Genomic DNA, 16,012 nt, shown 5'->3' on the forward strand with positions numbered 1-16,012 from the left:
TATTAGAAGTCGATTCTTCTGGGTTGCGCTCCGAGGTTGGCTGATTGTCCGAGGCAGAATTATTAGAAGTCGATTCTTCTGGGTTGCGCTCCGAGGTTGGCTGATTGTCCGAGGCAGAATTATTAGAAGTCGATTCAGATGACGCCTCCGGATTCGTTGTCGGTTGGGGTGTTGGCGAATTAGAACGCTCCGGATTCTGATTCGAGGCTTCTGGAGGTGTTGGCTTCGGGCAAACTTTTTCTTGACCGGAAAACTGGACAGATACCCGGTATTCCTGCGGCTGTTCCGTGCGATTTAGAAAACGCTGAGCGTTAATTTGCTCCTGTGCTTTTTGATCGAGAATGGGATCACCTGCCTGTCGAATCATTTGTAAATTCGTCGGTTTGCCATCAGCGCCGACAACGACACTATACATGGCTGTGCCGTTAAGCTGCTTCTGGCAAGCGGCTTGGGGATAGGAAGCAACCAATGTTCTTTGGAGTACAGGCGGAGGTTCTACTTTATCGGCTTGAGCGCCAGTGCTATTTTCGGCTTGGTTAGGCTTCGGTTTATCAGCGATGGGATGATCGGATTCTGATGCGGATTCTTCCGGATTTGGCGTTGGCTCATCTTCATTAGCGGAGGGAGCGGTATCTGGATTGAGAGCAACTAGCTTTTTGTCTTTGGGATCTTCCGGTGGTTTAGAGTGGGGAGTCGTCAACAAGGCTGAGTTGCGATCGCGCAACGGCGCTAACAGACGATCATCAATACTAGTCTGAGACTCTAATCCTCCTAATAAGGATGATAATTCAGGATTCCTTATTCCTCGGGGAGGCGGTGGCGGAAGTTGGCTAGGAAAAACTGGGCTTCCTAGATTTCTCCTCATGGATGGAAATGGAGTACTCGGTTGATTCAGGGAGATTCGGGTTCGGGTTCGTTTCCGAGTCGAAGACGATGACGGAATTTTTAACGATTGTGAAGGAGGAGCCACCGAGATGGTGCCGTCGAGGGGTAAAGACTCTTGGGGAAGGGGAGAGGGGAGAGAGGGAAGCGGTGGGAATGGCGATTGTAATGGTGTCTGCTGATAAATATACGGGGGAATCGTTGGCACCGATAAATCGGGTAGGCGACTCAAATCGGCTTCGCTTAATTCCAACATTTGTACAGTTCGCCGCGTCGGTGGCGCTTCATTGGAAAAAACGGGGACATAAAAGGGTAAGGTGAGCCCCAAGATGACATGAATACCCACCGATGCCATAACCGCGATTCCGGTTGGCTGATTGAGTTTCTCGGAAACCGTTTTAAATAAGAGATTAGACATATAGCAGTTCGCTCTCGCGTAGTTACAGTACAAATGTTCTAAAGCTCACCTGATCAAGCATCCATTTCTGAATTTGTAAATATACCAGCGCGAAGCGCTATAGCCGTTATCATTCTCTCCGTTGCGGGGTTGTCGGGAATTCTATTCGTTTTAATAAAAATAATCTAGAGTCTAATTGAACTCAGGGATTGAGTAACATTGACAACCATGATGGAAAAGTAGGGTAATTTTAGGGTCGGGCGATCGCGTAAATCGTGATAAATCACTTGATCCGGTAGGGTAGCGCGTTCGACTACCCAGGCGGTGTCCAATAATTGACGGTGATGCAACACCTGCCAAACCTGTTCATACACCGAACTTACTTTCATCAGGACTATGACATCCGCCCAGTCTAAAATTGTTTCCAGTTCCTTTACATTATAGAGAGCTGGCAGCACCACCAAGCGATCGCGCTGCACCGTTAGCGGTAATCCTAGCACTGAGGCGGCTGCCATGGGTGAACAGACGCCAGGAATCATTTGTACTACGGCGCTGGATTGCTGCTGTTGTAAGGTTTGCGCCAAATACGTGAATGTGCTGTAAAAACTGATATCCCCTTCACAAACAAACGCCACATCTTGCCCTACCTTTAGATAATGCCAAACCTGTTCGGCGGCTTCATTCCACGCTTGGGTAAGAATGTCTTGGTCTTGCACGTAAGGAAATGTTAAAGGCAATTGAACCTGTTGAGCATCTAACCATTGCCCGACAATCTGCTGTGCCATACCCAATTTTCCCCTTACTCCCGCCGGAAACGCCACTACGGGTGCTTGTTTGAGGATACGTAGGGCTTTAAGCGTAATTAATTCGCGATCGCCTGAACCCACACTCAGACCGTAAAGCGTGCCAACTTGCCCCATGATTATTTGTTACGTTTAATTAATGACTCAAAAATTTCCCATCCCAAATGCTACTACCGACCGTTATTTTACCGGGTTTTTTTGCCGGGGCAACTGAATATCGAGGATTAGAAACCGCGTTAAATCAATTGGGGTTTCCTACCGTTACTGTACCGCTACGACAAGGCGATTGGATTCCCACCATCGGCGGTCGCTCAGTCTCGCCCATTTTACGACAACTCGACCAAACCGTGAAACAGGTGATGACAGATTATAACGCCACTCAGGTTAATCTAATTGGTCATTCTGCCGGAGGCTGGATTGCCCGAATCTACCTGGGTGAAAAACCCTACGATATTCATGGTGATTTGACATCCTCAGTTTCCAGATTATGGAATGCTCATCCAACCATTGCCACACTGGTAACATTAGGGACACCTCATACGAGCCAAGAGCGCTGGACAAAACGTAACTTAGATTTCGTGGCAATGAACTATCCGGGGGCATTTTATCCCCAAGTTAAATATATCTGTGTCGCGGGTAAAGCGATCTATGGTCAACGACGCTTAGGTCAGTGGTTAGCCTATAACAGTTATCAGCAAACCTGTGGAATCGGCAATTGTTGGGGAGACGGGATTACTCCGATTGAAGCGGCTCATTTAGAGGGGGCGGTGAATCTCACCTTAGAAGGGGTACTGCATTCACCACGAAGACAAGGACTTTGGTATGGTTCGCCGGAACCCATGAAATCGTGGATTTCCTATTTAGGGTAAATAGTCCTCAAACCCTTACAAAGGACAAATGACGAATGACGAATGACGAATGACAAATGACGATCTTTACCCTTCAACCTTCGCCTCTTTTTCCACCTTCGGTTTATTCGCAATTTCTTTAACCGCTTTCTCTTCCACAGGCTCGGAAATCGGAATCTCCTCAACCTCTGGCAACTTTTCTACCGCCAGCCGGGAGGACGAACTGCCACCAGATAAGCGTTTCAAGAGTTTAGGTCTAGGATCATGTAGCAGATAAATAATTTGATCCTCAGCCTGCCAAGTTTCATTCGCGCTAGCTACTTGTAAATTCCCTTGGCGTTCGATTAATAAGGGAACCAGTTCCCCCGCCCGAATCAACGCTTGTAAATGCGCTCGCTGAAATGCCAATCCCAACTCTTTTAGCGTGGTTGTACCTAACTTGACTTGCCCCTCAACAATATACTTATTCCACGTCTTAATCGGCAGTTGAGAAACAAAGGCTTGATTGACTTTCGTTTTATTATTCGTCGTATTGGCTTGGGGATCACGGGGAAATACAGCAACCACTCGCGGCGGAGCAAACTCTTCCACGGCGCGTTGCGCTAAGACTAGGTTCACTTCCCCATTATTGGTCATTGCCAGAAATGTACCCACCGATTCAATCCCAGCTTCTTCTAAAACCTCAACATCTAAACCACTGCTTTGGAACACCCGCAGATTTTCCTCCTCGGCTTTTTCGCAGGCTTCGGGATCAGTGTCGATGAGGACAACCTCTTCTCCCTGTTCTTGAAACAAACGGGCAATCAGACGACTCAAAGGATTACAGCCCACAATGACTGCACCTGTTGCTTTTTCCTGGGGATTCAGTTGTAGCCATTGGGCAACCCAACGCGCCGTTAACCCTTGTAAAAATACCGTCAGCATAATCGTTAGGAAGACCAGGGCTTTAATCGAATCTCCCCCATTAATCCCGCGTTCGGTGAGAAGAATCGCAAATAAGGAGGCGACGGAAGCACTGACAATCCCTTTGGGCGCAATCCAGGATAAAAAGATTTTTTGTCGCCAATTTAAGCCGCTATTCCAGGTACATAAGCTAACACTCACCGGGCGCACCACTGTCATTAATGCCAAAACGGTGAAGATACTGCCCCACCCTAAGGCGAAAACACTGTCAATGGACAAATCGGCGGAGAGGAGAACGAAGAGTACGGAAACCCCAAGCACCGTTAATTGTCCTTTAAACCGTCGCAACAGTCGTTCTTCGGGTAAAGAAGAGGCACCGACAACGATTCCGGCGACTACGGTTGCCATTAATCCGGATTCCGAGCGAATTGTTTGTGCCAAGCCAAATAAGCCCCACATCCCGGCTAGCACCACCAGGTTTTTCAAGTCTTCTGAAAGAAAATCGGCTCGTTTGAGAAATAAACCCAGCAGCCAGCCACCGATACCACCAATGACACCACCAATACCGAGGCGTAACCCTAGACCGACAATGGCAGCAGAGGCTCCCGCCTCGCTGTTGAGAATGGTATCGAGGACAACAACGGATAGAATCGCCCCCACTGGGTCAATTAACACCCCTTCTCCTTCTAAAAGGGCAGAAACTCGTCGGTCTACTTTCACTTGTTTGAGCAGTGGACCAATGACCGTCGGACCGGTCACAACCACGAGAGCCGCATAGAGAAAGGCAATCGACCAGGGAAATTCTCCTAACCAATGGGCTGCCATCCCACCGCCTAGCAGGGTAATCAGCGTTCCCAGGGTGACAAGGTTTCTCAGAGAACCGGATACTTTGCCTAAGTCGCGCAGGTTGAGGTTAAGTCCTCCCTCAAACAGAATTACGGCGACGGATAAGGCAACAATGACTTCCAAACCTACTCCCAGTTCTTGGGGATGTAATAATCCTAAGCCATCGGAGCCGAGGGACACGCCGAAGATTAGCAGGAAGACGATGCTGGGGACTTTTAGGTACTCGGCAATCACCTGAGCGCTGATTCCAGCACAGACAGCGATGACCATTTGTAGGGTTAATTCAAAAGATCCTTCCATAGGTATGCTTGTCGCAGGTGATCGACTGAGTTCTAGATGCCTGATGATTGGCTCTATTTAACAAAATGATCAAGTTGAGTTGATAAAGCCTAACTATATTACTGTGAATAAGCGGCAGGAGTGATTCGGTTAACCCGTCGGGTGTGACGCTAACATTGATCCTAACGCGGCTACGTCTATCTATAGCACTACGCACTCTAGTTAGGAGATATCAAGAAAAATTCAAATCGCTCAATCCCTTGTCAGGTAAGCTTTTATCTTCACTATTGCCTATTCCCTATTCACGCTTCGCGTAGCGCTATAGAAGCAAGTCAGTTTTTGGTGGACTTGTCGCTCTGAAGCAGGTTGAGCTGACTTGATCACGACGATAGTTATTCCTAAAGTTACGCTGAGCGGGGTAGTCAGAGTTTTTTATTTTTAACTGAAAAGTCATAATTGAAAAGTCACCGTTTGATTAGGTCGCGCCACGGGTTGAGTCACGGTGAAGGCAATGGCAACCTGTTGGATGGCAGCAAGGTGAACAACTGGCGACCAGCAGCACTCTAACTTGTTCGTTTAAAGATGAATCGTCAAACATTTATTTCGGGACGCTCAGAGAGTCGAATTCGCAAAACTCAACGTTGGATTGAGCGGATGTGGATGTTCGGCTTACTCTTAGCCGCTTTGCTCTTATTTTGCCTAAATCTGGATAGCCCACCTCTGTTAAATGGGGGTGAACAAACGATCAATCAGGTCGCTGGTGAATTAACTACCACGCCTTTGGCATCTTGGCAATGGTTTTATCCAACGTTTGGGGACAAATCGTATGTTGAAGATCCACCGTTACTGTATTGGCTAATTGCTTTGGCTTATAAGACAGGGAATGATAGCACCTGGATCACACGCTTCCCGACTGCCCTTCTGAGCGCTCTGTCTGTTCCCCTTTTCTATGGAATCGGTCGAGAAATTTTCCCCTCTCGTCAAAATGCGCTTTTTTCGAGCTTCATTTATTTAACTGTATTACCTGTGGTGCAGTATGGACGTCTCGCGATCGCGGATAGTGCGGTGTTATGCTTCGTCATGCTAATGATGGTATGCCTGTTGCGATCGCGTCGTGATTTGCGTTGGTCATTGACAGCCGGTATTGGATTCGCTTTAATTTGTCTGACTCAGGGAATTGGACTAGGATTGCTAATGCTTGCAATCGGTTTGATTTTTATTGCCTGGGATACGCCGAGACTGCTCAGATCTGGCTATTGGTGGTTGGGTTGGATATTAGGTATCATCCCCGGATTGGTTTGGTACACTCTACCCTGGATTGAGGGTCAAGCATTTCTCACTGCCAATCTGATCCAAGAATCTATACAACCCTTTGGGCATTCTGTCAAGATTACCAGGACTCTTACTGGCTATTACGATTACCTATTGGAGTTCTTAAAAATCTCGGTTCCTTGGTTACTCTTTGCGTCTTATGGATTAGGGTTGGCGTGGACTCATCGCAATTGGGGTTGGGCAAAATTCGTATTGGTTTGGACGGGTGTTTATGGGGGAGCCGTTTGTCTAATCGGGTCTCCCTTATCAACGTATAGTTTACCAATCTACCCCGCTTTAGCCCTAGCGGGTGGCGCTCAACTTGCCGCCGTGTGGAATTCGCCCCGCTCTCAGTCTTATCCTCGTCTCTGGATCTTGGGATTGAGTCTCATGTCTTTAGGGGCAATCGCCGCTACTGTTTATTTCCTACTAGAAGCCTCTGGAAACCTTTTACCTGTCGTTTCTAGCTCCCTCGCCTTAACCTTCGCGATCGCGGCTATCCTCGTGGCTCGACGCGACCTACAATTTATTTTCATTTTGTTTTGGGGAATGTATGTGTCTCTGTTATTGTTGATGACCTCTCCCCATTGGATTGTGTCTTAGCCATTTCTCTTAGCCATTTCAATGAATAGCAGGATGTATCCCCCGCTAAATCTTCTGGATTCTAACGGGGGTCTTTTTTGCCAACTCTAATAAAAATCCTATCGCCCAACCATCAGGTTGGAACGCGGACTTATCCGTTGTTGATACTGTAACTCAAGACAATTGAAATGCTGGTAAACAATCAGCCTCTTTAGGCTTTTAGCTTTTCCTTAGCCATCGCCTGAGTCTTACTCATCAATTTCCTCTTCTGCGCCAAGTTGCTTGAGATGAATGTGCTTACGACCTAAGGTGATTTCAAATTCATCCCCAGGTTGTAAACCCATCTGTTTCGTATAAGCAGAACCAATAAGCAGATTACCGTTAGATTGCACAGAGATGCGATAGCTCGCGCTCCTACCCCCACGTCCATTGCCATTGGCTTTGCTATCTAATTCAATACCCTCAGCGTCAATCAGCGCATTCAGGAATTTCATCATATTGACGCGCTCTACATCGTTTTTAGTTACGGTGTAGTAGCCACAGGCTCTAGCTTTTGCTTCTTTGCTGAGGTTACCTAGCTCTCTAACTTTCTCAAGCAGTGCTTGACCCTCTAAGGGTTCCATCTTGGACTCCATTTTTTTCTTTTTAGCCATCAACTTGAATCTAAACCTAAACAGTGAGGTTTCAGGTAGCGATTTCGCTATACTGATACATAACCAAGATAACAAAATCTTGGTTATGTATCATCCTCTATAGAACTATATTACATGGATACTGTCAACTTGGTTGCTTATATTTGTTGAATTTATCTGTTTAACAAATCAACCGCCGACTGGAGAACGTGTCAGCCATGGATACGCAGCGATAAGATGGGGCGTTTCCAGTTGATCGAGTCAGCAACAAAAACCAATGATGTGCAAAACTCAGGATTGATGGGAGGCGTTATCAGGCTTCAGGAAAAACCCACCTGTTTATAGTTGACAGTACAACCTTCCGGGGACGTCAATAAAAAAAACCGTTCAACTCTTAACCCTGTACAACCCAACCGGAAACTGGCTGAATTAGACTCCAGCTTCAAACCAACTCCAAGCTAGGAGAGATTACAATCCCTATGAAGTTGACAACTCGCGGACATTATAGTGTTAAAGCGCTCCTTGATCTCAGCCTACAGCCCGGTTATGGACCAACATCCGTTAAAATGATTGCCCAGCGCCAAGATCTACCCGCACCCTATTTAGAGAAACTACTGATTGAAATGCGTCGTGCTAATTTAGTGAATTCAGTACGGGGTTCTCAAGGTGGCTATCAATTAGCTCGCAAACCTTCAAAAATTTCTCTGGGTCAGATTTTAGAAGCCGTTGGTGAAACAATCGAACCGTTACACCACCACCAGGCAGATGCCACTAAAGCCGAAGACTGGGTAACTTTAACCTTGTGGCATCGACTTCATGAAAAACTGAAAGATGCCCTATATAGCATAACCCTTGCCGATCTTTACTATGATGCTCGAAGTTGGCAAGCGGCTCAAGGCGAACAAGCCAGTTTTGTGATTTAATAGAGACTTTGATCGGGAATGACCATGATGAATCAACTGATTACCTATCAAGGTGGCTGTCACTGTGGTTCTGTCCGTTTCCGTGTGACAGTTGACCAGCACGAGGCAATCGATTGCAATTGTTCAATTTGTCGCAAAAAAGGCTTTATCCACCTAATTGTACCCCCGGAACGGTTTACTCTATTGAGTGGGGCTGAGGTTTTAACAACTTATACGTTTAATACCCATACCGCTAAACATACATTCTGCCGTATTTGTGGGATTCACCCCTTTTATCGCCCCCGTTCTCATCCCCAGTCGATTGATGTTAACCTGCGTTGTCTCGATGGTGATATCCTGTCTCGATTTGCCAGAGTGCCGTTTGATGGTGCGAATTGGGAAGATAATATAGATACGCTCAAAGGCAACAAGATTGACTAGAAGTGTCATTGTTTTGTTACTTGCCGCCAGTCTAGATTACTGGATAGGTGATCCTTGGGGTTGGCTTCATCCCGTCCAAGTCATGGGTTGGCTGATTTCTCACTTTAGCCAATGGATAATTCACACTCTTTATCGTCCATGGGAACGCCGCCTCGCCGGAATTGGATTGGGGTTAGGATTAATTATCGGTAGTGGAATGGCAGGATGGTTCATCGTGTTGGCAGCAAACTGGTTTCATCCTTGGGTAGGGATTGGGGTTGAAAGTATTCTGCTGGCAAGCTGTTTTGCCGGTCGCAGTTTGCGAAACGCGGCTGATGATGTGGTACAACCGCTAACTGATGGAAAGTTAGAGCCAGCGCGTTCTCGTTTGCGTCAATATGTGGGTCGAGATACAGAAAAATTGACAGCACCTGAAATGTTTCGGGCGGTTCTAGAGACCATCGCCGAAAATGCCACGGATGGTGTTACAGCCCCCTTATTCTATGCTATTATTGGCGCGTTTTTTCCGATAGTGGGTAGCGCTCCCTTGGCTTTAGCCTATAAAGCGGCTAGCACTCTCGATTCAATGATTGGTTATCGACGCGAACCTTATACAGATTTAGGGTGGTTCAGTGCTAAACTTGAGGATTACTTAACCTGGCTACCCTGTCGGCTCACGGTAATAACCTTAGCGCTTTTGTCAGGAAAACCCCAAAAAGTGTGGAGTTTATGTTGCCGAGATGCAACCAGCGATCCTAGTCCCAATTCCGGTTGGAGTGAATGCGCTTATGCTGCTATTCTGGGCGTACAACTGGGGGGAACCAACTGGTATCAGGGAGTTGCCAAATATAAACCCCTTTTAGGTGATCCGGTTGAGCCAATTACACCGACCAAAATTGACCAAGGGTTACAGTTGACCCGATACTGCTGTTTGATTTGGCTGGTCATCGCGATCGCAATACTTGAGATTTCTCATTTATTCCCATCCTTATATATATGGCATCAAAACCAGATTCTCCACTAGCGAAGCGAAGGGTCATACCTCAAACCTCAAACTTAAACAAAGGGCGGGTTTTGCCACCTAACTCGGAAAGACAAAACCCCAAACTTAAACAAAGGGCGGGTTTTGCCACCCAACTCGGAAAGACAAAACCCCAAACTTAAACAAAGGGCGGGTTTTGCCACCCAACTCGGAAAGACAAAACCCCAAACTTAAACAAAGGGCGGGTTTTGCCACCCAACTCGGAACAACAATTTATATTAGTCCCTAAACCCGCCCCTACTCCAAACTATATGCCGTGAACAGTCAGCCACTCCCTCTAGAGAATATCCCTAATTCTCTCCCCTAGTCCTATCCCATCCGCTATCAAACCAGCAACGAGAATGCCAACTCAAACTATTGAAATTCTCTCCCCTGAAGAACTGCGCCGCACTGTCACTCGTTTGGCATCTGAGGTGATTGAACGCGCCGGAGATGTGTCTAAACTTGTTCTTTTAGGCATTTATACTCGCGGGGTTCCCCTCGCCAAGCTGCTAGGGCGGCAAATTGAAATGTTAGAACAGAAATCAGTAGCGGTAGGCGCGATCGATATTACCTTCTACCGCGATGATTTGGATCAGATTGGCGTCCGTACCCCAGCGAAAACCGAGATTTCCTGCGATCTTTCTGGCAAAATTGTGGTATTGGTTGATGATGTTATCTATAGTGGGCGCACGATTCGCGCCGCCCTAAATGCGGTGAATGAATACGGTAGACCTGAAGTGATTCAGTTATTAGTTCTGGTCGATCGCGGACATCGGGAGTTACCGATATGTCCCGACTTTACAGGCAAACAGCTACCCACCTCTAGAGATGAACAAGTTAAAGTTTACCTGCAAGATTTTGATGGACGAGATGCTGTGGAGTTAATCAAAGTCTTCTAGTGTATCGTTTGCTGAAACCTACTGCCAACTCTGCTCTCCTACCCTATTCTCATTTTCCAGCACGATGACAGAAACCCAAACGCGCAAAGCCGATCACATCAGAATTTGTCTCAATGAAGATGTGCAGTTTAATCAAATCACCAATGGATTAGAACGCTATCGCTTTACCCACTGTTGTTTACCGGAAATTGACCGCCATGAAATTGATCTCTCTACCGAGTTTCTGGGTAAAACCTTAGGCGCACCCTTGCTAATATCCTCCATGACTGGGGGAACCCAACAGGCGCAAACGATTAATTTTCGTCTGGCTGAAATTGCCCAAACGTATCAATTAGCTATGGGTGTGGGTTCCCAGCGAGTCGCCGTGGAGAATCCCCAAGTGGCGGATACCTTTGCCGTGCGATCGCTAGCACCGGATATCCTGTTATTGGCGAATTTGGGTGCAGTTCAACTTAATTACAGTTACGGCTTGGATGAATGCTTGCGCGTGGTGGAACTTTTAGCCGCCGATGCCTTAATCTTGCATCTCAATCCTTTACAGGAATGTATTCAGACGAACGGAGATACAAACTTTCGCGGCTTACTTGACAAAATACACAAATTGTGCTGCAAGTTGCCTGTACCTGTGATTGCCAAAGAAGTCGGCAATGGCATCTCAGCCCCCATGACACAGAAACTCCTCGACGCTGGTGTTAGCGCCATTGATGTCGCAGGTGCAGGGGGAACATCTTGGGCAAAAGTTGAAAGTGAACGAGCCTTAAATCTCAAGCAACGTCGTTTAGGACAAACCTTTGCCGACTGGGGATTACCCACAGCAGATTGTATCACCAGTATTCGAGACATTGCCCCTGATGTTCCCCTAATCGCTTCCGGTGGATTACGCAATGGGTTAGAGGTTGCCAAAGCGATCGCGCTGGGTGCAGATTTAGCTGGATTAGCATTTCCCTTTCTCCAAGCCGCATCCGAGTCTACAGAGGCGGTGGATGAACTCGTCGAATTATTAATCGCGGAAATAACTACTGTACTTTTCTGTACAGGAAATGCCAATCTGTCTCAAATCAGGCAATCTGACGCCTTAAAGAAGTTAGGATGAATGCTTGTAGTAGGCACGAAGCGTGCCATCAGCGATGACAGCGCTTACTACAAACTCTAAATTCAGCGACATTCAAGTTAGGATGAATGTTGCTAATTTAAGCCTTTTTGGATCACCGTAACCCTTGATGTACCGTAGGGTGGGTTGAGCGAAGTCGAAACCCACCAGCCTTAATTCAGTACCATTCAAGTTAGGATAGAGGCAGTTGTCCGTCAGGATAGCTATAGTTTCTTAGTCTGACACTCAGCGCTGGTTAAAACAAGTCCATACAGGAAAGCCTATAACGGAGCAACCCATTAATCAACTCAATCTACGAACTAGGAAACTTGACTCTCTGTTAAACTCTTATCATAAATCCATTGGAAACGCTTCAGACAACAACTAAACATAAACAACAGATAAAGAATAACGGATAACCCCAAAAATGCGTAAATTTATTACCCAAACCCTTGCCAGTATGTTGGGTAGCCTACTAGGTTTTACCTTATTTTTTGGCATCGGTACAGTTGGACTCATCAGTTTAATTATCACAGCCGCATCCAGAGATACTGGACCCCAAGTCAAAGATAAATCAGTACTGGTTTTTGATTTATCCTTAACGGTTCGGGATACCGATCCAACATCCAGCACCAGTCGAGCGATTGAAGAAGCACTATCTGGAGAAGAAACCGACACGATTACATTACGCACAGTTGTCGATAGCTTAAACGCAGCGGCTGAGGATTCACGAATTGTGGCACTTTACCTGGATGGATCACAGACAAGCACCAGTAGTGGGACTGGGTTTGCCACGCTAAAAGAAGTCCGAGAAGCATTAGAACGGTTCAAAGAAAGCGGCAAAAAAATTATTGCTTATGATGTGGATTCAGGAGAAGGAGAATATTATCTGAGTTCAATCGCAGATACAATGATCCTCAATCCCATGGGCAGCCTGGAAATGAATGGTTTTAGTTCTCAACCCATGTTTTTCACGGGGGCTTTAGAAAAATTTGGCATTGGGATTCAGGTAATTCGGGTGGGTAAATATAAGTCAGCCGTAGAACCCTTTGTTCTGACCGAATTGAGTCCAGAAAACCGACAGCAGATGCAAGCGTTACTAGAGGATTTGTGGTCAGAATTTCGGACAACGGTGGGGAAAAGTCGTCAAGTAACGCCCCAAGAGTTACAAGCGATCGCGGATAATCAAGGTATTGTCTTAGCCTCGGATGCGATCGGACGCCGCTTAGTCGATAAAGTGGGGTATTACGATGAAGTCATCGCTCAACTTCAGGAACTCACGGGTGAACGTGAAACCGAGAAATCCTTTCGTCAGATTCGGATATCTACCTATGCCGACATTGCCGATAAACCTAGACATCAACAGGCTTCTAAAAATAAAATTGCCGTCCTTTATGCCAGTGGTGAAATTGTTGATGGTGAAGGAAGTGTCCAAGAGGTGGGAGGGGAATCCTTTGCCGCACAAATGCGGAAATTGCGCCTTGATGATTCAGTAAAAGCTGTCGTCTTACGAGTGAATAGTCCGGGAGGTAGTGCTACGGCGTCCGAGATTATTCAACGGGAAGTTAAACTCACCCGCGACTCCAAACCTGTCATTATTTCCATGGGAGATATTGCTGCATCGGGGGGATATTGGATTTCCACCTATGGTAACCGGATTTTTGCCGAACCCAATACAGTAACCGGTTCGATTGGTGTGTTTGGATTACTGATGAATGTCCAGCAAATCGCCAACGAGAATGGGATTACGTGGGATGTCGTCAAAACGGGACGTTTCGCAGATACCCAAACCGTTTCTCGTCCCAAAACCCCCCAAGAGTTAGCCCTGATTCAAAACATAGTGAATCAAGTTTACTCTAAATTCTTGGACAAAGTGGCTGAGTCCCGTAAGTTACCCAAAGATAAAGTTGCTCAAATTGCTCAAGGGCGAGTGTGGTCAGGTATTGATGCGAAACAGTTGGGATTAGTCGATGAAATTGGTGGACTCGATGATGCAATTGAATATGCGGTTAAAGAGGCAAATTTAGGTAAAGATTGGAAATTAGAAGAATATCCTCGTTTCCAAAGCTTAGAAGAACGGCTGATTCAAGAATTTGTAGGAAATGATAGTAATAAAACGCAACAGACTGATCCATTAATGGCAGAGTTTATGAAATTGAAAGAGGATTTAGCTATGTTACAGGCGCTGAATGATCCAAAAGGGATTTATGCGCGTCTACCGTTTAATTGGCGGTTCGATTGAGAAAAGAGAAAAGTAGGCGATTAAAATCGCTGCTACACAAACCAAGTCCGCCTGCGCGGACTGGATTATAAAAGGAGTCGTTAACCCCGATTTTGTATAAGGAAAGTAGGCGATTAAAATCGCTACTACACAAACCAAGTCCGCCTGCGCGGACTAGATTATCAAAGGAGTCGTTAAACCAGCCCTAAGTCTTTAAGTTGGATAAATCATAAAAGAGTTTTGATTGTAGAGACGTAGCCTGCTACATCTTAGTTTTAAGTTTGAATAAAAAGAGCCAACGATGCAACTTGAAGACTATTTCAATATTCTCACCCATTGGTTAGAGTGGGGACAAAAAAGGAGGCAAGAACAACGACGGAATCCATCACCTGTGGTGAGAAACCTCATGCAATTAAAGGCGGGAAAAAGAACATTATGTCCAGAAAATCTGTAGGGTGCGTTAGCGTAGCGTAACGCACCATTACCACTAATATTACTGATATTAACTACGCTCTTTTCCGGCAACAAATCACTGACGGCTATATCAGCAGGTGGTTGAGCTTTATAGCCTGCCTCCTCAAGCCATTCTGTAATATTTCTCCAATTTTCTATTTTTTCATTACATTTGTTTACCAAACTTTTAACATATCGATACAAAGTGGCACAAAGATCGGTTTCCACTCCCTTAACATTCTTACCCAGCTTTTCGGCTATTTCCGTCGGACTATAACCGCAAAGCAAACCCCGCAAATGTAGCTTCTCAACGGGTGTCAGACGTTTGCATTTAGCCGAAGCGAGGTCTGTATACAGTGTGTCCAAGTCCCAGTGGTTTGACGCCTGGGTAAACTGCTCATCGGTGGATGTCATAGTTGAAGCACTCTAAATTCCTGATGTGATTCTAGCGTAATTACTGACGTTTATCAGTTAATTACTAAGCATAAGTAGTTTATGATAAGTAAAAACGCCTAATTTCTTGGGTTGGATAGTAATTATACTCAGAGTTCTCAAGAAAAACTAAGCGATCGCTAGCCAATAGCAACTAGGAGACAGGGATATGTCAGTTTTCGACCAGCGTGGTCAAAAGGTAACTTATCAGTACAACGCTGCTGGCAACATAAACTTAAGTGCTGTTGAAAACCGCGCTGATCTTGTTGGTGAATTAGAGAAGATTAAGGACGAGATAACGAAAGCAAGAGATGCCGAGGTTATCGATGCTGAACTAGCTACAGATGTCAATTACCACATTACGAAGGTTGTTCAGCAAGCCAACAAGCCTGAACCCAGTAAAAACGTTATATTGAACCACATCAATACAGCAAAGAATCTGATAAAGGGAGTCGCTGGAGCGGGTGGTCTTGTCACAGCTTTAATGAAAGTTGCTGAACTGGTTCAAACGTTCTTCTAAGAACCCAACAATCTTTTTTGTAACTAGATTGTGGCGAAGGATTATGACAAACTATGACCAGCGAAATCAGAGGGTTAATAGGCAGTTTAATGTAAATATTCAAAGCCATTCTAAGTCTGATCCAACTATTTTGTTGAATCAGGGGATTAAGTTGATGGAAGCAAAAGCCTATCAGCAGGCGATCAATGTGTTTAGAGCCGCTATTGAAACAGGTCATGCAAGCAGTGATGCCTACTATTACCTAGCAATAGCACTCCTGAAAGGAAAGCGACCAAAGATTTTAAACCGTAGTGAAGTGGAAGAAATCGATCAACTGCTCAACGCCGCGACTGCTATGGGAGACTCAGATGGTACTGTTCTGTGGTTTCGCGCTCTTGTTCGAGATGACTATTTCAATGGTAATAGAATAACGAATTATCCACCACCATCTGCTAATGATATTATCACGACTGCTCTCTCTTGCAACACGAATATAAATAGGTTGATTGCCTTATTACAAAAATTGCCAATGTTTGACAACCAATTGTATGCACTACTTGTTCAAAACCTTGTCTAAAGGGAGATAATA

General features: G+C 45.7%; 15 protein-coding genes. 10 read left to right on the forward strand and 5 right to left on the reverse strand.

Annotated elements, in window-relative coordinates; translation table 11 throughout:
• The coding region (locus RIG27_RS06225) for a TonB family protein (RefSeq protein ID WP_446343420.1) at window positions 1–1,300 on the reverse strand (1,300 nt) is incomplete at its 3' end.
• Between the two features lie 164 nt (window positions 1,301–1,464).
• Window positions 1,465–2,199 carry a precorrin-2 C(20)-methyltransferase gene (locus RIG27_RS06230; RefSeq protein ID WP_446343422.1) on the reverse strand — a complete coding sequence of 245 codons (735 nt, stop codon included), beginning with the start codon at window positions 2,197–2,199 and terminating at the stop codon, window positions 1,465–1,467.
• Between the two features lie 47 nt (window positions 2,200–2,246).
• On the opposite strand from RIG27_RS06230, the gene RIG27_RS06235 reads away from it, so the two are divergent.
• Entirely contained in the window at window positions 2,247–2,951 is a 705-nt protein-coding gene (locus tag RIG27_RS06235; RefSeq protein WP_446343424.1) for an esterase/lipase family protein, read from the forward strand.
• A 66-nt stretch (window positions 2,952–3,017) separates the two neighbouring features.
• Here the strand turns inward: RIG27_RS06235 and RIG27_RS06240 are convergent, their stop codons facing one another.
• The gene (locus tag RIG27_RS06240; protein ID WP_446343426.1) at window positions 3,018–4,979 is read right to left on the reverse strand and encodes a cation:proton antiporter; all 1,962 of its coding nucleotides are present in this window, start codon (window positions 4,977–4,979) and stop codon (window positions 3,018–3,020) included.
• A gap of 561 nt (window positions 4,980–5,540) precedes the next feature.
• On the opposite strand from RIG27_RS06240, the gene RIG27_RS06245 reads away from it, so the two are divergent.
• Window positions 5,541–6,872, forward strand: a complete 1,332-nt coding sequence (locus RIG27_RS06245; protein WP_446343428.1) for an ArnT family glycosyltransferase — start codon at window positions 5,541–5,543, stop codon at window positions 6,870–6,872.
• Window positions 6,873–7,099: 227 nt separating this feature from the next.
• Here the strand turns inward: RIG27_RS06245 and RIG27_RS06250 are convergent, their stop codons facing one another.
• Window positions 7,100–7,504 carry an AbrB family transcriptional regulator gene (locus RIG27_RS06250; protein WP_446343430.1) on the reverse strand — a complete coding sequence of 135 codons (405 nt, stop codon included), beginning with the start codon at window positions 7,502–7,504 and terminating at the stop codon, window positions 7,100–7,102.
• A 458-nt stretch (window positions 7,505–7,962) separates the two neighbouring features.
• On the opposite strand from RIG27_RS06250, the gene RIG27_RS06255 reads away from it, so the two are divergent.
• The 6 genes from RIG27_RS06255 to sppA all read left to right on the forward strand — a co-directional run bounded on the left by RIG27_RS06255 (window position 7,963) and on the right by sppA (window position 14,060).
• Window positions 7,963–8,406 carry an Rrf2 family transcriptional regulator gene (locus RIG27_RS06255; protein WP_446343432.1) on the forward strand — a complete coding sequence of 148 codons (444 nt, stop codon included), beginning with the start codon at window positions 7,963–7,965 and terminating at the stop codon, window positions 8,404–8,406.
• Between the two features lie 27 nt (window positions 8,407–8,433).
• Window positions 8,434–8,826 carry a GFA family protein gene (locus RIG27_RS06260; protein WP_446343480.1) on the forward strand — a complete coding sequence of 131 codons (393 nt, stop codon included), beginning with the start codon at window positions 8,434–8,436 and terminating at the stop codon, window positions 8,824–8,826.
• Window positions 8,819–9,829 (forward strand): adenosylcobinamide-phosphate synthase CbiB, encoded by a 1,011-nt coding sequence (gene cbiB, locus RIG27_RS06265; RefSeq protein ID WP_446343434.1) that lies wholly within the window; start codon window positions 8,819–8,821, stop codon window positions 9,827–9,829. The genes RIG27_RS06260 and cbiB overlap by 8 nt, the downstream gene beginning before the upstream one ends.
• 359 nt (window positions 9,830–10,188) lie before the next feature.
• Entirely contained in the window at window positions 10,189–10,728 is a 540-nt protein-coding gene (pyrR, locus tag RIG27_RS06270; protein ID WP_446343436.1) for a bifunctional pyr operon transcriptional regulator/uracil phosphoribosyltransferase PyrR, read from the forward strand.
• A gap of 64 nt (window positions 10,729–10,792) precedes the next feature.
• On the forward strand, window positions 10,793–11,821 hold the full coding sequence (gene fni, locus RIG27_RS06275) for a type 2 isopentenyl-diphosphate Delta-isomerase (protein WP_446343438.1): 1,029 nt from the start codon (window positions 10,793–10,795) through the stop codon (window positions 11,819–11,821).
• 424 nt (window positions 11,822–12,245) lie between these two features.
• Window positions 12,246–14,060 carry a signal peptide peptidase SppA gene (gene sppA / locus RIG27_RS06280; RefSeq protein WP_446343440.1) on the forward strand — a complete coding sequence of 605 codons (1,815 nt, stop codon included), beginning with the start codon at window positions 12,246–12,248 and terminating at the stop codon, window positions 14,058–14,060.
• 294 nt (window positions 14,061–14,354) lie between these two features.
• On the opposite strand, the gene RIG27_RS06285 is transcribed toward sppA, so the two are convergent.
• Complete coding sequence (locus tag RIG27_RS06285; protein WP_446343442.1) at window positions 14,355–14,906, reverse strand: helix-turn-helix transcriptional regulator; 552 nt, start codon at window positions 14,904–14,906, stop codon at window positions 14,355–14,357.
• A gap of 187 nt (window positions 14,907–15,093) precedes the next feature.
• Here RIG27_RS06285 and RIG27_RS06290 point away from each other — a divergent pair, with 187 nt between their 5' ends.
• Complete coding sequence (locus RIG27_RS06290) at window positions 15,094–15,444, forward strand: hypothetical protein (RefSeq protein ID WP_446343444.1); 351 nt, start codon at window positions 15,094–15,096, stop codon at window positions 15,442–15,444.
• A 43-nt stretch (window positions 15,445–15,487) separates the two neighbouring features.
• Entirely contained in the window at window positions 15,488–16,000 is a 513-nt protein-coding gene (locus RIG27_RS06295; protein WP_446343446.1) for a hypothetical protein, read from the forward strand.
• The last annotated feature ends 12 nt before the right edge of the window (window positions 16,001–16,012 follow it).

The sequence above is a fragment of the Coleofasciculus sp. F4-SAH-05 genome, assembly GCF_040222985.1.
In the GTDB taxonomy this organism is placed as follows: domain Bacteria; phylum Cyanobacteriota; class Cyanobacteriia; order Cyanobacteriales; family Coleofasciculaceae; genus Coleofasciculus; species Coleofasciculus chthonoplastes.